This window comes from Gemmatimonas sp., from assembly GCF_021298855.1.
Lineage (GTDB): Bacteria > Gemmatimonadota > Gemmatimonadetes > Gemmatimonadales > Gemmatimonadaceae > Gemmatimonas.
This window is the reverse complement of sequence record NZ_JAJTHI010000010.1, coordinates 133,820-154,100: the sequence shown is the minus strand read 5'-3', so window position 1 is coordinate 154,100 and position 20,281 is coordinate 133,820. Positions and strand designations below refer to the sequence as shown.

At 68.3% G+C, this 20,281-nt stretch carries 18 protein-coding genes; 12 read left to right on the top strand and 6 right to left on the bottom strand.

All coding sequences use genetic code 11. The features are described 5' to 3' along the window. Positions 1 to 19: 19 nt before the first annotated feature. Complete coding sequence (locus LW840_RS04730) at positions 20 to 1,195, bottom strand: DegT/DnrJ/EryC1/StrS family aminotransferase (RefSeq protein ID WP_291276504.1); 1,176 nt, start codon at positions 1,193 to 1,195, stop codon at positions 20 to 22. A gap of 57 nt (positions 1,196 to 1,252) precedes the next feature. Here LW840_RS04730 and LW840_RS04725 point away from each other — a divergent pair, with 57 nt between their 5' ends. Further along, positions 1,253 to 2,488 carry a glycosyltransferase gene (locus LW840_RS04725; protein WP_291273109.1) on the top strand — a complete coding sequence of 412 codons (1,236 nt, stop codon included), beginning with the start codon at positions 1,253 to 1,255 and terminating at the stop codon, positions 2,486 to 2,488. A gap of 7 nt (positions 2,489 to 2,495) precedes the next feature. On the opposite strand, the gene LW840_RS04720 is transcribed toward LW840_RS04725, so the two are convergent. Genes LW840_RS04720 through LW840_RS04705 form a run of 4 tightly spaced genes read right to left on the bottom strand, consistent with a single transcriptional unit; the run spans position 2,496 to position 6,328 of the window. Then, positions 2,496 to 3,458 carry a glycosyltransferase family 2 protein gene (locus tag LW840_RS04720; RefSeq protein WP_291276503.1) on the bottom strand — a complete coding sequence of 321 codons (963 nt, stop codon included), beginning with the start codon at positions 3,456 to 3,458 and terminating at the stop codon, positions 2,496 to 2,498. Between the two features lie 28 nt (positions 3,459 to 3,486). Continuing rightward, on the bottom strand, positions 3,487 to 4,431 hold the full coding sequence (locus LW840_RS04715; protein WP_291276502.1) for a glycosyltransferase: 945 nt from the start codon (positions 4,429 to 4,431) through the stop codon (positions 3,487 to 3,489). A gap of 8 nt (positions 4,432 to 4,439) precedes the next feature. Further along, positions 4,440 to 4,856 carry an FdtA/QdtA family cupin domain-containing protein gene (locus LW840_RS04710; RefSeq protein WP_291273108.1) on the bottom strand — a complete coding sequence of 139 codons (417 nt, stop codon included), beginning with the start codon at positions 4,854 to 4,856 and terminating at the stop codon, positions 4,440 to 4,442. A gap of 20 nt (positions 4,857 to 4,876) precedes the next feature. Beyond that, positions 4,877 to 6,328 (bottom strand): oligosaccharide flippase family protein, encoded by a 1,452-nt coding sequence (locus LW840_RS04705; RefSeq protein WP_291268172.1) that lies wholly within the window; start codon positions 6,326 to 6,328, stop codon positions 4,877 to 4,879. 257 nt (positions 6,329 to 6,585) lie between these two features. On the opposite strand from LW840_RS04705, the gene LW840_RS04700 reads away from it, so the two are divergent. Genes LW840_RS04700 through rfbB form a run of 5 tightly spaced genes read left to right on the top strand, consistent with a single transcriptional unit; the run spans position 6,586 to position 11,187 of the window. Beyond that, a complete protein-coding gene (locus LW840_RS04700) occupies positions 6,586 to 7,710 on the top strand; it encodes a DegT/DnrJ/EryC1/StrS family aminotransferase (RefSeq protein WP_291268173.1) in 1,125 nt (374 codons plus the stop codon). Positions 7,711 to 7,738: 28 nt separating this feature from the next. Beyond that, positions 7,739 to 8,617 carry a glucose-1-phosphate thymidylyltransferase RfbA gene (gene rfbA / locus LW840_RS04695; protein ID WP_291273105.1) on the top strand — a complete coding sequence of 293 codons (879 nt, stop codon included), beginning with the start codon at positions 7,739 to 7,741 and terminating at the stop codon, positions 8,615 to 8,617. Next, complete coding sequence (gene rfbC, locus LW840_RS04690; protein WP_343213674.1) at positions 8,617 to 9,162, top strand: dTDP-4-dehydrorhamnose 3,5-epimerase; 546 nt, start codon at positions 8,617 to 8,619, stop codon at positions 9,160 to 9,162. Before rfbA ends, rfbC begins: the two co-directional genes overlap by 1 nt. Then, the gene (gene rfbD, locus LW840_RS04685; RefSeq protein ID WP_291263735.1) at positions 9,159 to 10,064 is read left to right on the top strand and encodes a dTDP-4-dehydrorhamnose reductase; all 906 of its coding nucleotides are present in this window, start codon (positions 9,159 to 9,161) and stop codon (positions 10,062 to 10,064) included. The genes rfbC and rfbD overlap by 4 nt, the downstream gene beginning before the upstream one ends. After that, the gene (rfbB, locus tag LW840_RS04680; protein ID WP_291268176.1) at positions 10,057 to 11,187 is read left to right on the top strand and encodes a dTDP-glucose 4,6-dehydratase; all 1,131 of its coding nucleotides are present in this window, start codon (positions 10,057 to 10,059) and stop codon (positions 11,185 to 11,187) included. Before rfbD ends, rfbB begins: the two co-directional genes overlap by 8 nt. Before the next feature lie 19 nt (positions 11,188 to 11,206). On the opposite strand, the gene LW840_RS04675 is transcribed toward rfbB, so the two are convergent. After that, the gene (locus LW840_RS04675) at positions 11,207 to 12,481 is read right to left on the bottom strand and encodes a VWA domain-containing protein (RefSeq protein ID WP_291268177.1); all 1,275 of its coding nucleotides are present in this window, start codon (positions 12,479 to 12,481) and stop codon (positions 11,207 to 11,209) included. A gap of 120 nt (positions 12,482 to 12,601) precedes the next feature. Between LW840_RS04675 and LW840_RS04670 the strand changes: the two genes are divergently transcribed. From LW840_RS04670 to LW840_RS04645, 6 genes are all read left to right on the top strand, one after another. Next, entirely contained in the window at positions 12,602 to 13,939 is a 1,338-nt protein-coding gene (locus LW840_RS04670) for an MFS transporter (RefSeq protein ID WP_291268178.1), read from the top strand. A gap of 2 nt (positions 13,940 to 13,941) precedes the next feature. Further along, a complete protein-coding gene (locus LW840_RS04665) occupies positions 13,942 to 14,730 on the top strand; it encodes a 4'-phosphopantetheinyl transferase superfamily protein (protein ID WP_291276501.1) in 789 nt (262 codons plus the stop codon). A gap of 80 nt (positions 14,731 to 14,810) precedes the next feature. Next, complete coding sequence (locus LW840_RS04660; RefSeq protein ID WP_291263730.1) at positions 14,811 to 16,862, top strand: Ig-like domain-containing protein; 2,052 nt, start codon at positions 14,811 to 14,813, stop codon at positions 16,860 to 16,862. Continuing rightward, complete coding sequence (locus LW840_RS04655; protein ID WP_291263729.1) at positions 16,859 to 17,350, top strand: hypothetical protein; 492 nt, start codon at positions 16,859 to 16,861, stop codon at positions 17,348 to 17,350. The genes LW840_RS04660 and LW840_RS04655 overlap by 4 nt, the downstream gene beginning before the upstream one ends. 11 nt (positions 17,351 to 17,361) lie before the next feature. Next, the gene (locus LW840_RS04650) at positions 17,362 to 17,751 is read left to right on the top strand and encodes an IPT/TIG domain-containing protein (RefSeq protein ID WP_291276500.1); all 390 of its coding nucleotides are present in this window, start codon (positions 17,362 to 17,364) and stop codon (positions 17,749 to 17,751) included. Next, positions 17,748 to 20,249: a dockerin type I domain-containing protein gene (locus LW840_RS04645; protein WP_291276499.1), complete on the top strand. Its 2,502-nt coding sequence runs from the start codon at positions 17,748 to 17,750 to the stop codon at positions 20,247 to 20,249. Before LW840_RS04650 ends, LW840_RS04645 begins: the two co-directional genes overlap by 4 nt. Positions 20,250 to 20,281 lie beyond the last annotated feature (32 nt).

The window sequence follows — 20,281 nt, the reverse complement described above, 5'->3', positions numbered from 1 at the left end:
CGCGAGGCAATCTGCGGCGTTACGGTTGCCGGGTGAGCGTCTGCACGATGCGGTCGATGTCGCGCGCGCGCACCTGCTGGTGGGTCGGCAGCGTGTGCATCAGGGCGGCCAACTGGAGTGCGCCGGGCATGCTTCGGAGGTCGGATACCCGCGCGGCGATTTCGGGGTACGCATCCAACGTCCGCGGATAGGAGCGTACCACGCCCAGATGGTGCAGCGGGGCCGCACGCGATGGTTCAACGAGTACCGGGACGCGCAGGGCACCGGAGAGCGACGACGGGTGCGGCACCGGGAGCTGCACGCCGGGACAGGCATGCAGCGCGTTCCGATACTGCTGCTCGCGGCGGCGGCGGGCCTCGGCAGCCCCTGCCGATTGCTGGAGGGCACTGCCGAGCAGTGATAACGCGCCGCGCGTGATGAGCGTCGGCGGCGATGGCGGATGATATCGGGTGTCGCCCAGCCCGAGCGCCGGCATGCCGGCAGGAATCCCGTAGAGCGCCGGATGCGACAGCCACTGCGTGAGCATCGCCGTGGCGGTATGGCGCAGTTCCCGGCGCCACGTGGGGGCCCCCGCGTCGTCCGGCAGGACGCGGCCGGCTTGCTCCATGGGGCCCAGGAGGATCCCACCGCCGCCGGCATTGTAGCCCTTGCCGCGCCCGAGGCTCAGGATGGACCAGTCGGCCAGATTGCCGGCGCTCACGCCACCCCAGAACGCATCGGCCCCCTGTGCCGCGTCCTCGATGACAATGGCACCGGTCGCCGCGGCGAGCAGGCGCGCTGTGCCCACATCCGCCGCTCGTCCGTACAGATGCGCGATCACCACGTGGGTGGCGCCCGCTTCGAGTGCGTCGCCCAGGGAGTCGAAATCAGGCTGGAGCGTCCCGGGGTCGAGATCGTAGAGCACCACGTGGGCGCCGGCGCCCACGGCCGCCGTGCCGAGGTCGGGGCACCCGTACGCGGGGAGCGCGACCAATGGCGCGCGCGCCGGCTTCAGGGCCGCGCTCGCCGAGATCGCCAGCGACAGTGCCGAGGTGCCGCTGTCGGTCAGCGTGATGGAGCGGCCGGGAAAGCGCGTGGCCAACACGGCCAGGGCACGTTCTTCCTGTTGCCCGCGGTCACGCCATGCCGCTCCCAACGACGCAAGTACGGCCGTGGGCGGCAGGGGGAAATGTACGGGGGGCAGGTAACGTGGCACGACGCGGGGCAAGGGTGGACGCGGCCTGCAAGTTGCTCGCAGTCACCCCATGCGTCCATGCTTCACGTTGGGTCCCGTGTCATTTCTGCCCGCGAGCGGAGGAGTTCGGTGGAAGGGTTCGGCTGGTTTCTGGTGGCGCTACCGGTGCTGTTGGGGGGCTACGCCTTCGTGGTGTATCCCGTGCTCGTGGGCGCCTGGGCCCGCCTTCGTCCGTCGTATACCCTGCCGCCGGAGCCGGCTGAGTGGCCGCTCGTCACCATCCTGATCGTCGCGTACAACGAGGAGCGGCGGCTGCGTCGCACCCTCGAAAAGGCGCTCGATACGGAGTATCCCGCCGACAAGCTCGACGTCCTGGTCGTGTCCGATGCCTCGACGGATGGGACCGATGCGCTGGTGCGGGACTTTGGTGATCCGCGGGTGCGGCTGCTGCGCATGCCCGAGCGCAAGGGCAAGGCGGCCGGCGAGAACGCCTCCTCGGCGCATCTGCGCGGCGAGATCGTGGTCTCGATCGACGCCTCCATCCTCATCCCCCCCGGGTCGCTGAAGCCCCTCGTGCGTGCGTTGATGGATCCCGCGGTGGGGCTTGCCTCCGGACGGGACATCAGCGTGGGCGACGAGACGCGCGAGGGCAACAAGGCCGAATCGTCCTACGTGGGCCTCGAGATGCAGCTGCGGGCCATGGAAACGCGCGTGCACAGCATCGTGGGCGCCAGTGGCTGCTTCTATGCGGCGCGCCGGCACCTGCATCAGGTGCAGCTGCCGGAGGAGCTGGCCCGCGATTTTGCGGCGGCCAGCGTGGCACGGGCCCACGGCTACCGGGCGGTCTCCGTGGACGAGGCCACGTGCCTCGTGCCCCGCACCCCCACGCTCAAGGCGGAACTGCGACGCAAGAGCCGCACGATGGGTCGCGGACTCGATACGCTGCTGTTCCTGCGGGGGATGATGAACCCATTCCGGTACGGCAGCTACGCGTGGATGATGGCCTCGCACAAGCTGGTGCGGTGGATGCTGTTCCCCGCCTTTCTCGGATGGATCGTCGGGCCGCTGTTCCTGCTCGAGCGGGCGCCGTGGGCGCTGCTGCTCACGGCCGGGATGCTGGTGGGGCTGGCGCTTGCCCGGCTGGTGCTCACGTGGCCGGACGATCGCAAGCTGCCGAAGCTCGTGGCCTTTCCCGGATATGTCTTCATCAGCATCGTGGCCGGTTGGAAGGCCTGGCTGCATCTGCTGAAGCAGGAAAAGAGCGCGATGTGGGAGCCGACCCAACGTCCGGTCACCGAGGCTCCGCTGGCCTGACGGCGGGTCAGCGCGGGGGCGGCTGGATGCCTCGCAGGCGGCGCTGGCCGCCAATGAGAACGCGACGCAGCGCTGGGGGCACGACCGCCAGGCCAAGCAACAGGAGGGCACGAAGCGATGGCGCGAGTCGCAGCGACTCCCACGCGTGTGCCGCAGCCGCGCGGCCGTCGGTGTCGAGCTCCGCACGGGCCAACTCCCGCAGCCGCTCCGGGCGCTCCGCGTCCATCCGGCGCCGGTAGCTCTCCGGGTAGGCCTCCGGGTCGAGCCGCATGAGTGCGTGCAGCTCCATGAAGCCCTGCAGCATCGCCACTCCGTCCTTGTGGCTGTTGCCGTCGTGAACGACCCAGAGCGTCAGGGGGCGCTGGATGAACGCCAGCGCCCCGTACTTGAGCACCCGGAGGAAGCAGCTCGTGTCCTCCCAGCGACGGGTGCGGACATCGAACGCGCCGGCCCGTACGAGCACATCCCGACGCACCAGCGCGGCGCTCGGCATGAGGAACCACCCGGTGGTTGCGAGCTCGTCGAACGCGTGGCGATGCAGCACCGTGTCGCCGTCTCGCGCGTGAATGGTCAGCCGGTCGTAGTGCACGACGGATCGCGACGCATACGATGCGATGAGCACCTCGCCATTCGGCGCGACGGCGGCGCAATCGGCGGCAATCAGCACCGCCTCCGGAAAGCGCTCCATGGCCCGCCACTGGCGTTCCAGCTTGTCGGGGGTCCACTGATCGTCGTGATCGAGAAACGCGACCCACGGTTGTGTTGCTGCCTCAATGCCGGCGTTGCGCGCCGCACCGATACCGCGGTTTGCCTGCCGCACGACGGTCGCACCACACTGCTCGGCCACGACCGCCGAGTCATCCGTCGAACCGTCGTCGACGACGATGATTTCAGACGGCTGCACCGTTTGCGAGCGCACCGTGGCAATGGTGTCGGCCAGGAAGCGGGCACCATTGAAGGTGGGGATCACCACGGAGATGGACGCCGTCGGGCGGGCGTCAGACGCGGGCAAGACCCCTCACGCGTTCGACCCACGTGCGCGGCAGTCCGAGACTGGCCGTCATGCTGACGGCCACGTGTCGCGGACTCCGGTACCATCGCAGCCCCTTCCGGAGCGGGCGACGATCCGATTCCGGGCGAAGGAACAGCTTCAGGGCGTTTTCGAAGTGCACCGTGCGCCAGAACCGCCGACCGGATTCGTGCACGACGGGGAACGTCAGGACCTTCTCGGCCATCAGGCAGTGCGTCTGTGCCAGCCGGGTGCTGGTGACGGCATCGGGAGACTCGAACAGTGTGCGCGCGAGGGAGCCATCCACAATCCGGTATTGCGCCAACACCTCGGGCACGAAGACCAGGGGACCGCGCGTTGCCAGTCGCAGCCACATGTCCCAGTCTTCGTACATCAGGCGCGCATCGAAGGTGCCGACCGCATCGAGTGCCGCCTTGCGCATGAGCACGGTGGGCGCCGGAATGAAGTTGCCCACGGCGAGTTCGTCGAGCATCGCGCCGCTGCGGGGGACGAACCCCGGCCGGTGCATCGCAATGAAACGGCGTCCCAGGTCGCGCGACTCGGCATCCACGCACGCCGCGTCGCTGAATGCCATGGGGGCCTGCGCCGGCGCCGCGTCGAGCGCTGCGACGAGCCGGTCGAGCAGTGCCGGATGCCAGATGTCGTCGGTTGCCACGCGGATAACCAGCGAACCTGTCGTCGCCGCCAGCGCCGCGTTGAGGGCACCCGCCACCCCGTGATTGGCGGCAAGCGCCAGCACACGCGCCGCGGGGCGGCGGCGCGCGACCCAGTCGCGGATGCGCTCCACGGAATCATCGGTGGAGGCATCGTCCACGATGATCAGCTCGAAATCGCGAAACGTCTGCGCCTCGACGGATTCGAGGCATTCGACCAGAAAGCGCGCATGGTTGTAGCACTGCGCAATGACGCTCACGCGCGGCATCAGTGCTCCCCTTTCCGCAAGGCGTTCACGTCGCGCACGTAATGATGCTGTGCGGTCGCGAAGTCGTGACTCGCAATGACCAGATACAGCGAGTCATCGTCGAGGACCTCGATGTCGATCCACGTGCCCGGCGGGAACACGGCAATGTGGGCCGGGTCGTCGAGGGTCGTGACATCGGTAGTGCCGGCACAGTGGGCGTTCACGCGTACCGATCCGCGCAGGCATGCGATGGCCTCGTGGACGATCGTGTTGGCGTGACCGGCACGCCGATCCCCTCGATGGATATCGTCGACCCAGAACACACGGACGGCGGGGAATGGCAAGGCCGCCACCATATCGAGCGAAAGCAGATGCCCGCGCCGCTCGGCATTGCGGTGCACCGGCAGACGGATGTGCTGTACAAAGGAACCGGACATTGGAGGATAGGCACTCTGGATCAGGTCGAACGAACGACAGGCGGACGCTTGCGCAATTTGCCCATCAGCCACTCGCGGGCTTCGGCCACCACCCCCGAGGGGGTGAACCACAGCGCCGCGGCGGTTACGATGGCACCCGCCACCACCAGGATCAACAGGGACAGCATCGGTCCGAGTTTCCCGGGCAAGAACATGCGCAGGGGCAGCACAACGCTGGCCATGGCGGTGGAGGCCAGCGCGGCCGACCGAAGGAAGCCGAAGAACTGCCACCAACTGGTCTCCGAGACCACGAGGGCCCCCTGCACGGTGGGCACGGCGACGACGGAGACCACCAGGACCGATGCCGCGGCGGCACCGGTCAAACCGGCGAGCTTCACCCCGACGAAGTACGCCACTGCGGCGATCGGTACGGCAACCACGCTGGCCAGCGACGTCTGGCGCAACTTGTTGGTCATCTGACACAGTTGCGTGGCGATCATGGACGCGGTCCAGATCATGACCGACACGCACAGCCACCGGGTCGCGGGGATGGCATCGGCCCACTGGTCTCCCAGAATGATCGGGACCGCGAGGTCGGCGGTCAGGATCAGGCCGCTCAAGGGCACGGCCACGGCAAGGAAGGTCGCTTCCGTCAAACTGCCGAACAGCATGCGCAGGCGCGGGAGATCGTCCCGCGCGGCCACCAGATACCCCGGGGCCACCGAGGTGATCACGGTGACGAGCTTTTCGATTGGCACGTAGGCCAGCGTGCGGGCGGCGGACAGGCTGCCCGCCGCGCCCGCGCCCAGCATGCGGCCCAGCAGCCACAGGTCGAGGTTGCGATAGGTCTGCCACGCCAGAGAGCCCATGAGGACCAGACGCGCGCGTCCGAACACGCCGACCGGAACGCCGCGCGGATCGAAATCCGGTCGAATCGGGTGGACGCGCCAGAGCATCAGCGTATTGATGATCGAACCGGCGAGCTGTCCGACCGCCAGAGACCAGAACCCGAATCCGGAAATCGCCAGCAGGAGCACGGCACTCGTCTGCACCAATGATCGGACCAGGTCACACTTCGCAATCTCAGGGTACTGGAGCTGGCGCGACGCCAACGCGCCAGGTACGACGCGGGCAAAGTCCACCAGCATGACGAAGGCGAGGACGATCGCCACCTTGCCCACGGCCTCGTTGCGGAAGAACACGGCTGCCGCGGGCCCCAGCCCCGCGAGTGCCACGCCGGCCACGAGGCCAACGGTGATCGCCAGGCCGTGGAGTTTCCGGTGCACGGCCCGGGGCAGGTCGTCGCCCAGAACGATTGCCCCCGCGAGGCCGAAATCGGCCAGCACCGAGATCCAGAGCGCCACGGTGCCCGCCAGTCCCGCGACGCCGTAGTCCTCGCGCGACAGCAAGCGGACGAGGAACAACGTCGAGGCCCAGCTGAGCAGCTGGGCCGTCCAGCGCAGGCCGGCCGTCCACGCGAGCCCGGCGCGCATGCTTGGCGGTCGTGTCAACGGTCCCCCGCCAGATGGCGATGCACCGTGGGGGAGGGCGCCGCAACCCTGTCTGTAAACATCATCGAGAGATGGAAAACCATGGCGTCGACGCCGAGAAGGATTGACGCAGGGCGCGCGCCCGGGACTTCATTGACGATAACGGGGCCCGCGCCGGCGTGCCCGCGGTTGCGTCGTTCACGCCACATCCGTCTATCTGACGATTGCCGCGTTCCCCCGACAACAACAATCTTCGACTCATGGCCGCTTCGGGACCGCCGACCAGCGTGGTGCCTTTCTATGACCTCTCGGCGCTGCACCGGCAGATCCGTCCGGAACTGGACGCGGCCTATCGCGACGTCCTCGACGGCGGCCAGCTCATCCTCGGCCCGCGCCTCGCGCAGTTTGAGCAGGCATTCGCCCGCTACTGTGACGTTCGGGAGTGTGTCGGCGTGGCGAACGGGCTGGACGCCCTGCAGCTGATTCTGGAGGCGCTCGGCATAGGCCAGGGCGATGACGTGCTGGTTCCGGGCTGCACCTTCATCGCCACCTGGCTGGCGGTGACACGGGTGGGCGCCACGCCGGTGCCGGTGGACGTACACCCCCTGAGCTACAACATGGATCCCGCGAAGGTGCGGGACGCCGTGACCCCCCGTACACGCGCCATCATTGCGGTGCACCTCTACGGCCAGCCGGCGGACATGACGGCGCTGCGATCCCTCGCTGATGAGTACGGACTACGACTTATCGAGGATGCCGCGCAGGCGCACGGCGCCCGATGGGCGGGGCGCCGCGTGGGGGGGGGCGGACACGCGGCCGCCTTCAGCTTCTACCCCGGCAAGAACCTGGGCGCGCTGGGCGACGGCGGCGCCGTGACGACGAACGATCCGGAACTGGCGGAGTCCGTCCGGCGCCTGCGCAACTACGGTGCGCAGGTCAAGTACCAGCACGAGCGCGTGGGCGCCAACTCACGGCTCGACGAGCTCCAAGCGGCGTTCCTCGATGTCAAGCTGCCCCACCTCGACCGGTGGAACGCCCGTCGCGCCGAAATCGCGGAGCAGTACAGCCATGCACTGGCGTCGCTGGGGCTCACCCTGCCATGGGTTGCGCCCGAGGCCGAGCCGGTCTGGCATCTGTACGTGGTCCGACACCCCGAGCGCGATCGCGTGCGCGCGGCATTGACGAGCGCTGGCATCGAGACCAGTGTGCATTATCCGCGCAACCCCGGCGATCAGGTGGCCTATGCCCACCTGCCCATCGATCGGACACGGCTTCCCGTGGCCGGATCACTGCCGCATGAGCTCCTCAGTCTGCCCATGTCGCCCGTCATGACCGACGATCAGGTCACGTTGGTGATCCGCGCGCTCCAGGCCGTATTGCGCTGACCGCCCGTTCCCCGCTCAGGACTTTTCAATGACTCGTGGCATCATTTTGGCCGGCGGATCCGGCACACGCCTGCACCCGGTGACGCGCGCGGTGAGCAAACAGCTGCTCCCCGTGTACGACAAACCGATGATCTACTATCCGCTCACCACGGTCATGCTTGCCGGCATTCGGGATATTCTGGTCATCACCACGCCCCGTGATGTCGCCGCCTTCCGCGCATTGCTCGGCGACGGTTCCCAGTGGGGGCTGCGCCTCGAGTACGCAACGCAGGCGCAGCCGAACGGCTTGGCCGAGGCGTTCCGCATCGGCCGGCCATTCGTTGAAGGGCACCGCTCGTGCCTGGTGCTCGGAGACAACCTGTTTTACGGGCACACGCTCCCGACCTCGGTCCAGCGAGCCGCTGCCCAGGCCGACGGCGCGACCGTCTTCGCCTATCGGGTGGCCACGCCGGAAGCCTACGGGGTCGTGGAGTTCGACCATGCCGGGAAGGCGATCTCGATCGAGGAGAAACCCAAGATCCCCAAATCGAACTACGCCGTGACGGGATTGTACTTCTACGATGAAGCGGTCGTGGACATTGCCGCAAATCTGCAGCCCTCGGCGCGCGGCGAGCTGGAAATCACCGACATCAACGCCGAGTATCTGCGTCGTGGTCAGTTGACCGTCGAGATCCTCGGTCGGGGGTGTGCGTGGCTCGACACGGGCACGCACGAGTCGTTGCTGCAGGCGGGACAGTTCGTGCAGACGGTGGAGCAGCGACAGGGACTGAAGATCGCGGCGCCGGAGGAAGTGGCGCTGCGCATGCAGTACATTGACCGGGCGCAACTGCACCGCCTGGCGGACGGCCTCGGCCAGAGCGCCTACGGTACCTATCTGCGTCACCTTGCCGATGACACGGCCCCATGATTCGGATCCAGGAGACGGCACTCCCAGGTGTGCTCTTCGTGACGACCCCCGTCCATGCCGATGCACGGGGGTTCTTTCTCGAGCTGTTTCACGCCGAGAAGTTTTCGCAGCTCGGTCTGCCCCGCTCCTTTGCCCAGAGCAATCACAGCCGCTCGTCGCGCGGCACGCTGCGCGGCCTGCATTACCAGTTGCATGAGCCACAGGGCAAGCTGGTGCGGCCGATCACGGGTCGCATCTTCGATGTGGCGGTCGACCTGCGGCGCTCGTCCGACCGGTTTGGTGAGTGGATGGGGGCTGAGCTCGAAGCCGGGGACGGTCGCGCCCTGTACGTGCCCCCTGGCTTTGCCCATGGCTTTCTGGTGCTCAGTGACGTCGCCGACGTCTGGTATCAGTGCACCACCTGCTTCGACGCCGCCAGCGACCGTGCAGTCGCCTGGAACGACCCCACGATCGGCATCACGTGGCCCCTTGCCGATGGGGCACCGTTGCTGTCGCCCAAGGATGCCCATGCCCCTCCGCTGTCGCAGGCGGACCTCTTCGAATGAGCCGCATCACGCACCGGGTACTGCTGTTGGGGGGAGCAGGCCAGCTGGGGAGCGCCATTCAGGAACTCGCCCCCGGCTCATGGTCACTGCATGCGCCGACGTCGTCGGCGCTCCCTCTGCAGGATGCCGACGCGTTGCACCGCACGATCTCGCAATTCGCGCCGCAGGTCGTCATCAACGCCGCCGCCTACACGCGCGTCGACGATGCCGAAACGGATGAAGCGGGCGTCATGCGGGTCAACCGGGACGCCCCCGCCGCCCTGTCCGCGCTCTGCGCCGCCGCGGGCAGCCGATTCGTGCACCTCTCCACGGACTACGTGTTCGATGGCGCGCAGGCGCCGTACGCGCCCTCTGCGGTCACGGCTCCCGTCAATGTGTACGGGCGCAGCAAGCGGGACGGTGAGGCACTGGTGCTCCGCGCAAACCCGCACGCCGTGATCGTCCGCACCTCGTGGCTCCACAGCGGTGGAGGCACCAACTTCGTCGGGAATGCGGTCCGCACGCTGCTGGCCGGCACGTCGATGCGCGTCGTGGATGATCAGGTCGGGGCGCCGACCACCGCGAGCACGCTCGCGGAGGCCGTCATCGGCCTCGCACAGCGCACAGACATCACGGGCATCGAACATGTCACCGACAGCGGCGTGGCCTCATGGTATGATGTCGCCAGGTGCGTGCTGGACACCCTGCGGCAGGCCGGCGCGGTTGCTTCCGACGTGACCGTGACCCCCGTCAGCACCGAGGCCTTTCCCCGACCCGCGCGGCGCCCGCGCGTGTCCCTGCTGGACACCCACGGGACGCGTGCGCGACTGGGATTGGTACCGCCGCACTGGAGAGAGGGCGTGATGCGATCAACGACGCAATGGCTCGCACGGGCTCGTGCCGAGAAGCGCGACCATGGCTGAGGGGAGCGCGCGGGGCACCCGTCGGCTGCTCGTCACCGGAGGCGCCGGATTCATTGGTGGCAACTTCGTGCACCACTGGTGTGCATCCCGCCCGGGCGACCGCGTCGTGGTGCTCGACGCGCTGACCTACGCCGGCAATCGCGCAACCATTGCGTCGCTGATCGACACGCAGCGTATCGCGTTCGTGCATGGCGACATTGCCGAGGCCTCGCTCGTGTCCTCGCTGCTGGCCAGTCACGCCATTGACACGGTGGTGCACTTCGCCGCGGAATCGCACGTGGACCGATCCATCGTGGACCCTGGTGCGTTCGTGAAGACCAACGTGGTCGGGACGCTTACGCTTCTCGATGCGTGCCGACGCGCCTGGCACGTGGACGGACAGTGGCGACCCGGCGTGCGTTTCCACCATGTCTCCACCGACGAAGTCTACGGAACGCTCGGACCGCACGACCCCGCCTTCACGGAGCGTACGCCCTACGCGCCCAATTCGCCGTACGCCGCCAGCAAGGCGGGATCGGATCACCTGGTGCGCGCCTGGATCCATACCTACGGCCTGCCGGCCACCATCAGCAACTGCTCGAACAACTACGGGCCGTATCACTTCCCGGAGAAGCTCATTCCGCTGATGATCGTGAATGCGCTGCACGGGAAGCCGCTTCCGGTGTACGGCGACGGTCTGCAGGTGCGCGACTGGCTCTTCGTGGAAGACCACTGCCGCGCCATCGCGCTCATCCTGGAGTCGGCCGAGGCCGGCGAGACGTACAACGTGGGGGGACGGGCCGAGCACGTGAACATCGAGATCGTGCAGGGGGTGTGTCAGCTGCTCGACACCCGCTTTGCGGCCGACGCCGACCTGGCGCGGCGTTTCCCCGATTGTCCGGCCGCAACGGGCGCATCGTGCGCGTCGCTCATCACGCACGTGGCCGATCGCCCCGGCCACGATCGCCGGTACGCCATCGATCCCACCAAGATCGCCACGGCGCTGCGCTTCGAACCCAGCGAGTCCCTGCCGTCCGGCCTTGCGCGGACGGTGGACTGGTACCTGGCGAATGAGGCGTGGTGGCGCGGCGTGATGGACGGCAGTTATCGCCAGTGGATGCAGGACCAGTACCGGATGGGGTGACGCGCGCCGCCCGCTCCCTTCAACTCACCCGCTTGGTCCGCTTCTTCAGGAAGTCCATGAGCACGAACTGCCCGAGGCTCATGGTGTTCGTGAAATAGGCCTTGCCCCGGCTGATCTGGCTCATCTGTTTCACGAACTCCACCAGGGCCCGGTCGCGCGCCAGCATGAACGTGTTGATCATGATGTTGCTCTTGCGGCAGGCGGCCACCTCGCGCAGCGTCTCGGCGATCACATACCCGTCGAGCCCCATGCTGTTCTTGTAGATGCGCCCGTCGGGCAGACTGAGTGCACTCGGTTTGCCGTCGGTGATCATGATGATCTGGCGCATGTCCTTCTTCTGCGCCATGAGAATGCGTCGCGCCAGCTTGAGCCCTTCGGCCGTGTTGGTGTGGTAGGGCCCCACCTGGGCCTTGGCGAGCGTGGCGATGGGAATCTCCTCGGCGCTGTCGTGGAACAGGACCACACGGATCGTGTCGCCGGGGAACTGCGTCTTGATGAGGTGTGTCAGCGCGAGCGCCACCTTCTTGGCCGGCGTGAAGCGATCTTCGCCGTAAAGGATCATGCTGTGGCTGGTGTCCAGCATGAGCACCGTGGCGCAGCTCGAGCGATACTCACTCTGGCGCACCATGAGGTCCCGGTAATCGAGATCGATGGGGACGTCGAGTGAGCCGGTGCGCCCCAAGGCGTTCGCCAGCGTAGCCGGCACGTCCAGATTGAGCGTGTCGCCGAACTCGTACGGCTTGCTCCAGGCGTCACTCTCGATGCCGGTGGACAGTTGCGGGGTATCATGGCTGCCCAGACTGGACTTGCCGAAACTGCCCAGCAGATGCCGCAGCGTCTTGAAGCCCAGGAAGTCGACGCCCTTGTCGGTCAGGTTGAACTGGACATCGCGCGCGGCCGCCTGGGCAATGGACCCTTTGCCGGTGACCGGCTGGTGCCCGGCGGGCACATTCGCCCCCTGATCCGTGGTGAGGAACCCGTCCTGGATGAGGCGCTGCACCAAGCCGTCCAGCAACTCGGCCAGCTTCTCCTCGCTGACCGCGTCGCCCTCGCCCCGCAGCGCCTGCAGCATCTCCGGGGTGAGCTGGCCGCTCTCGATGAGTGCCCGGAGAATGGCCTCCTTGAGCGAGTCGACCGACCGGTCGGCCTCCTCGCCCGGGTCGCCCCAATACCCCTGCTCGCCCCCGGCGAACCCCGACTGGAGCAGGAAATCGGCGAGTTGGTCGAGCAGCGACTGCAAGTCGACGGCGTCGGCCAGCTGAGGGTTGAACTTGGTGTACGTATGGAACCGCATGGGGCATCTCCGGAAAGGTCGCTACGTTGCAGCAGATACTCTACGCACGATACCCGGCGCGCGATCCCGTTCTCTCGAAACTGCTCCCGCTTTGCGCTCCACACGGCAACCAGCTCCCGCGTGACCGGGCCCGGACGGGCGGCTTCGGTGCCGCTGGCGGCGCCGGCAGCGTCGGCCAACCCCTTTCGCATCCTCCGGCGTCACCGGAGTTACCGCATCTTCTGGATCGGGCAGACGCTCTCGCTTGTTGGATCGTGGATGCAGACGATGGCGGTGGGGTGGCTCGCCCTCGATCTCTCCAATTCCGCCTTCATCGTGGGCCTCGTCGCCAGTATCGGCGCCCTGCCCATCGTGCTCTTCGGGATGCATGCGGGTGCGCTGGTCGACCGCGGCAATCGGTTCCGCATTGTCCAGGCCACGCAGGCGGTCTTTCTGGTGCAGGCCGGCGTCCTCTGGCTGGTGACGCTGAGCGGTCAGGTCACCATTGCCATTCTCCTGATCCTGCAGTTCGTCCAGGGGCTGGCGAGCGCGGTCGAGATCCCGGCGCGGCAGAGCATGGTGATTCAGCTCGTGGGCCGGGACGACCTGCAGCCCGCCATTGCCCTCAACTCGAGCGGCTTCAATCTGGCGCGTGTGGTGGGGCCCGCCATCGGGGGGGCGGTCATCGGCTCGTTGGGCATTGCCTGGTGCTTCGGACTCAATGCGGCCAGCTTCGGCGCGGTGCTGCTGGGACTGGCCCGCATCAGCAGCACCGAATTGCTGGCCCCGCCGGCGGGAACGCCCCCGACCGGGGCCGTTGATGACGCCGGAACCAGGGGCGCGCGACGCGCAACGCTGCCGCAGGTGTTGCGCGACACGACGGCCAGTGCTGCCGATGGGCTGCGGTATCTGCTCCGTCCCGGACACGCGCGCGATCTGCTCGCGCTGGTCACGGTCGGCGCCGTGTTTGGCGGGCCCTATCTCACGTTGCTGCCGGTGGTGGCGCGCGATCAGCTGGGGCTCGATGCCGGCGGCTACGGCGGAATGCTGGCCACGGTGGGGGTGGGTGGACTGCTGGCCGCGCTGCTCGTGGCTGGCCCCATTTCCCACCGTCCGCGCAAGGGGGGCGTGCTGATGTCGGCGGCGATCGCCTTTCCCCTGCTGCTGCTGGCGTTCGCCTATACGCGTCACGTCCTGCTCGCGTACCTGCTGCTGTTCTGCTCGGGGCTGGCCATGATCATGTGGAATGCCCTGTCGAATGGTATGCTCCAGCTCATGGTGGAGGAACGCTACCGCGGCCGTCTCATGGCCTTCTACGCCCTCGTCTTCGTCGGCCTGTCGCAGGCGCTCGGTTCGCTGGGCATCGGGGTCGTGGCGGGTCTCATCGGGGCGCCGGCGGCCATCGCGTGCTGCGCGGTGGTGCTGCTGGCCGCCAGTCTGGTCACCATGCGACGTGCATCCTTCTGGCGGCGGGTCTAGCGATGGGCCAGGGGCGGCCGCACCCGTGGCCGAACGCGGGCTGGCGGGAACGCGCCGCCGATCAGGTGGTGGTGCTGCTCGCCCGCCCGTCGACGGTGGACATCAGCACCGACGACCTGCTTTCGGTGCTCAGCGCCGACGAACAGCAGCGCGTGGCGCGCCTGCGCCGCGCTGAGGATCGGCGTCGATCGGCCCTCGGCAGCGCGCTGAGTCGGTCGCTGCTCGGGCAATGGCTGGGCGTACCGCCCGCGGCGGTTCCGCTCACGCGGACCCGGGAAGGCAAGCCCGTCCTGGCCCCGGCCGATACCCCCTCCGGTCCGTGGTTCAATGTCTCGCACTCCGGTGACGTGGTGCTCGTGGCCTTCTCGCGCTTCGGGCGCGTGGGGGTGGATGTCGAGGAACCGCAGCCACTCGATGATCTCTTGTCCGTGGCCACTACGGCGTTCGTACCGGCCGAGGTCGAGCAGGTGCGGGCGGCGGCCGGGGAGGAGCAACTCGCCTGCTTCTATCGGCTGTGGACGCGAAAGGAAGCGATCGCCAAGGCGCTGGGGATCGGGCTCGTGGGTCTCGACCGCATCTGCTGCGACGGCGCCAAGCATGAGCACAACGCGCTGCAATCGTTGACCGTGCAGGGGGAGAGGGCCGCCGCGTGGTGCGTGCGCTCCCTGGCCCTCACGGGAACGGCGCTCCCGGCGGCCATTGCGTTCGAGGGCGCGGCCGATGGTGTCGAGGTAATCAGCCTCGAGTCTGATCGCTACGGACAGGGGGCTGGTCACCGGTCCGGGCCATGAGGCCCATCCGCAGGGTGGATGAACGGCTGCTTACCCTGTAGTGTACCGCAGTCGGCCATTCTGCCCCTCCCTCCATTTCCATGTCTGCCCTTTTCCGTGTGATCCGGCGTGCGCCGGTGCCGCCACGTGCCATGCGTCCCCCCGCTGGTGGTCGCGCGTGGTCCAGCATCCTGCTGGCCGCCGTTGCGGCCACGATCACCGCCTGCGGTGGTGATCCGGCAGAGCCTGATGTGCCCGCCGTGGTAACCGTGACGGCGACCGGATCCACCTCCGTGACCTCGGGGGCCACGGTCCAGCTCACCGCCGCCTATCGCGACAGCAAGGGCCGGCCGGTCACGAACCCGTCCATCACGTGGGGGTCCGCCGACGCCACCGTGGCCACGGTATCAGCCACGGGGCTGGTGACCGGTGCCAGGGCCGGCACCGCCACCATCACCGCCACGGTCGCGGGCACGACGGGGAGCCTGCCCATCACGGTTACTGCGGGTGCTGCGGCAAAGCTGACGGTCGTACGCCAGCCGGCCGGTGCGGCCCAGCGCACTCCGCTGCTCACCCAACCCGTCGTCGAGGTGCGGGATGCCGCCGACAACCTCGTCACGTCGAGCACCATCGCGGTGTCGGTCACGACCAGCATTGGGGGGGTCTCCGGGACCACCACCGTTCCGGCGCAGCAGGGGGTCGCCCGCTTCACCGACCTGGCGCTGCAAGGCGTGGCGGGCTCGCGCACGCTGCTCTTCACGGCCGGCAATCTCATCACCGCGGCGTCCGAGGGCATCGACCTCGCGCCCGGCCCCGTGTCGAGCATCGCGCTGGTGAGCTCCGCGCTCCGCCTGCGCAGCGGCGTCCCGGCCGGCGCCACCGGCGTCGTGGCGCAGCTGCGCGATCAGGACGGCAACGCCGTGGCGCTGAGCGGGCGACGCGTGGTGGCGTCCGTCACGGGCGGCATTGGCAACACCACCGTGAGCGGTACCACCACCGCGACCGATGCCCAGGGGCGGGCGGTCTTCAGCGCCCTCACGGTGACCGGCACGGCCGGTACCCGCTCGCTGGCCGTGGCGGCCGATTCCATTACCACACCGGCCACGGCCACGGTGACGCTGAGCGGCGGCGTCCCCACCCGGGTGGTGATCGATCGCGATGTTCCTGCCACCATCGACGCCGGTATCGCGATGCAGCCGGCGCCGGTGGTGCGGCTCGTCGATGCGTTGAACAACTTCTCGGAGGAGTCCGGAGTGACGGTGCGCGTCACCAGCGACGGGGCGACGTTCGTTCGCGAGACCGCCATTACCGACGCGGTGGGGCGCGCCACCTTCACGGGGCTCACCTTTGCCACGGGGGCAGGGACCCGGACGCTGCGCTTTGGCGCCGAGGGGCTGACGGCGGCGACGTCCCGCCCGATCGCCGTGGGGGCCATCGACACCACCACGCAGCCCATTCGCATCGTGACAGCGCGTTCGGAGGCCGACACGTCGGTGCGCGTGATCGAACTCGATGGCGCGACCTCCTCGCTGACGCCATTTCTGCTGACGCGCGACCTGCAGGGGCAGCCCACGAGCCCGGCCAGTGTGCGGTGGGTCTCGCGCGATCCCTCGGTGGCCACGGTGTCGGCCACCGGTCGCATTACCGGCGCCGGCGCCGGTCGCACGTTCATCGTGGCCCAGGCCAGTCGAACCAGCAGCGTCGCCGATTCCCTGCTGGTCTTCGTACCGAAGAGCGGCACCGGGCCCATTCTCCGCGCCACCCTGCCAAGCTATCGCATCGCCACCGACACCTTCTCGATCACCCTCGAAATCGTCCCGCGCGATGGGCGCCCGTTGACGGCCGCAGACTTCGAGGTGGCGTGGCCGGGCAATCGGGCCTTCCTGTTTTCGCCCTTCAACGTCACCGGATTCACGCTGCTGCGCCCCGGCATGTTCACGCAGCAGGTCGATCTTGCCCAGTCCTTGCGGGTGACCTGGGCCAGCGCCACACCGGTCACCGGGCCCGTCCAGCTCATTCGCTTGCAGGCACGGGTGAACCAGCGCAGTCAGGGCAACCAACTCGTGATCACGCTCAATCAGTTGCTGCGGGGTGACCTCACCGATGTCACGGCGGCCACCTCGATCTTCAATCCGTCGGTGATCATTCCATGATGACCTCTTCCCGGTTTCCCCGACTCGCGATCCTCGCCGTCGTGCTCACGGCCGGTGCCTGCCGCCGCACCGATCTCACCGACGCCATGGTGCCCGTGGCGGCCACGTCGCTGTCGCTGCAGGCGCGCCCCGTGAACGACAGCGTCTTCGTTGACGTCGTGTTGGGCGGCGCGGCCCCCCAGACGCTCGGCAGCATCACCGGTGAAGTGGCGCACGCGGGCGACTGGACGTTCGTCCAGTGCGAGGCGCAGCAGACCGATGCGCTGCTGGCCTGCAAGGCGCACGGCGCCACGGTACGCGTGGCGGCCGCCTGGGCAGGCGGCACCCACGCCGGGGCGCTGGTACGGTTGGCGTTCGTGCGCACCACGCCCGCGGCCACGCCCTCCTTCATGCTGTCGGTTTCCGAGGCGCATGGCGCGCGCGGTATGGCCGTGCTGGACAGTGTCGAGGTCAAGCGACAGAGCGTCGTTGCCGGCGGTGCGCCGTGACACGCCCGGTCTTGTCCACGCGCCCGGTGCCAGCCTTCGCCACGGCCATGTGGCTCGTGGCCTGTCACGCCCGCCCCGGCGGCGCGCCCCTCCTCACCAGCGTCACCCCAACCGCAGTCACGTTGACGGGCGGCGCGGTGGCGATGCTCACGGTGCGGGGCCGTGGCTTTGACTCGCTCAACACCGTGCACTTCGGCCGACTTCGCGTGCCGGGCGTGCCGCGCACCAACGACAGCACTATGCGATTTGCCGTTCCTGCCGACGATGCCTTCCTTCCCGGTCGCGGAGGCGCCCCGGTGCTGCCGCTGGCGTCGGGGACGTACGACCTTCGTGTCGAGAATGCGAGTGGCACCTCCAATGCGCTCGCGGTGACCGTGACCGCCGCCCAGGGGGCCCGATGATGCACAGCACCCCGCAGCAATTGCCGCAGCCCGCTCGCCGCCGGCTCGCCCACTCGGTGCTGGCGCTCCTGGCCGTGATGGCCGGGGCGTCGTCGCTGGTGGCCCAGGAACGAGAAGGGGATGCCGAGCAGCGTCGGCTGGCGCTGCTCGAGCAGTGGGACAGCGCCACGCCGCTCAATGGTGGTGGCAACGGCGTAACGTTCACCAAGTGGTTGCAGGCCGTGGGGGGGATGCGCGCGTCGGTGCGCGCGTCGGTCACGGTGCCGCAGGCCCAGCAATGGACCAGCATCGGGCCGCGCGGGCTGTACGGCGACAATGGATTCTTCGGCTCGCTCCCGCAGCTGGACGCCGGACGGGTATCGGCGCTGGCGTTCCACCCGACCGATCGCTTCACCCTGTACGTGGGGACGGCAGCGGGCGGCGTGTGGAAGAGCTCGAACGAAGGGGCCACCTGGGTCCCGCTCACCGACACGGAGTGCTCCCTGACGACCGGCTCGATCGCCATCGACCCGGTCAATCCCGACATCGTGTACGTGGGCACGGGTGAGGTGTCCGAGGTGACGGCCGGCTGCGGCATGCTGCGCAGCACGAACGGTGGCGCCTCCTGGACGGTGTACGGCGCCGACGTCTTCACGCAGAATGCCGCCACGGCCTGGCCCATTTACGGCGTGGTGGTGGACCGCGCCAGCGCCGGTACCACCAGCGCCACGACGGTGGTGGCGGCGACCCTGCGCGGCATCATGCGCTCGACGAACTCCGGGCAGTCGTGGACGGTGGTCACGCCCGCGCTCACGTTCAGCGACATCGTGCAACATCCCACCGACGCCAACGTGATGTATGCGGCGCGCGTGGGCGTGGCCGGTAGCGCGTTTCCGCCGGGGCTCTGGCGTTCCAGCGACCGCGGGGCCACGTGGGCCGCGGTGACGACCTTCCCGGTGGACTCGGTGCAACGCATGGAGATTGCCGTGTCGCGCGCGCGACCCGGCAGCGTGTGGATGGTCGCGGGGCGCCCAGACCAGCAACTCGGCGGCGTCTGGCGCTGGGATGACGCCACGTCGTCGCGCACGACGCTCGACGCCATCGGCCCCCGATTGCCCGAACCGAACGGCCGACTCAACTTCGGCACCCAGAGTGGCTACAACCTCATGATCGCCGTGGATCACGCCGATGCCAACATCGTCTACATCGGCGGGGTGCGTGCGTACCGCAGCACTGACGGCGGGGCCACGTTCCGGGAGATGGCCGAGCGCATTCACGTCGACTGGCACGCCATCGCGGTCGATCCCGACAATCCGCAGCGTGTCCTCTCGGGGAACGACGGCGGCGTATTCCTCTCGCGCGATCGCGGCGCCTCCTGGAGCGCACTCAACTCCGGGCTCACCACCACGTTGCATTACCCCGGCATGTCGCTGCACCCGACGGATCCGAGCGGGGTGCTGACCGGGCTGCAGGACAATGGCACGATCATCACGCGCAACGGCATGCTGCAGTGGAACGGCGTGTTCGGTGGCGACGGATCGTTCACCGCCATCGATCCCCAGTCGCCCACCACATACTACGTGTCGAGCCAGCGCGGCAACATCAACCGGGTGAACGCCACCACCGGGCAGATCACGCGCGCCTCGATCGACACGCTCCAGGATCTCCGCCGCGCCTTCATTACGCCGTTCGTGCTCGACGTGACGCGGCCCACGCGGCTGTACTACGGCGGGTCGCGGCTGTTCCGCACCGACAATCAGGGTACCACCTGGGCCCCCATCTCGCCCGACCTCACCCGCGGGACCGGGGTCATCAACGCCATTGCCGTGGCACCCACGGATTCCAACGTGATCTACGTGGGGACCACCGACGGCAACGTGCGTTCTTCTCGCGACTACGGCATTACATGGCTGGCGCCCCAGACCACGTTGCCCGCGCGTACCATGACCGACTTCGCGGTGAAGCCCACGGATCCCAACACCGTGGTCCTCACCGTGGGCGGCTCGGGAAGTCCCCATGTGTACCTGTCCCGGGATGCGGGCGCCACATGGAACGACATCACTGGTTCCCTCCCCGATGTCACCACGCAGGCGGTGGCGTGGGGTCCTGACAACCGGTTGTACGTGGGCAACATGTTCGGTGTGTACGAAAGCGCCAACGAAGGGCGGTCGTGGACGCGTCAACCTGGCATGCCCACCATTCGCGTCACCGACCTGGTATACAACGCCCGTACCAACCGGCTGGTCGCCGCCACCTACGGGCGCGGCATCTGGGCCTACGACTTCGCCACCGGGGCCGCGGTGCTGCGCGGCGATGTCAACGGCGACAATCAGGTGGATGCGGCCGACGCCTTGCTCATCCAGCAGGCGCTGGCGGGAATTCAGCTGCCGGCCACCGTGACCCTGTTCCCTGCCGCCGATGCCAACTGCGACGGACGCATGCAGGTGCTCGACGCGTTGCTCGTGCTGAAGCATGCCGTAGGCGAGAACACCGGGACGTGCGTGGGGACGCGACGCTGACCATGCCGCCTCGCCCGGTGGCGAGGCGGTGT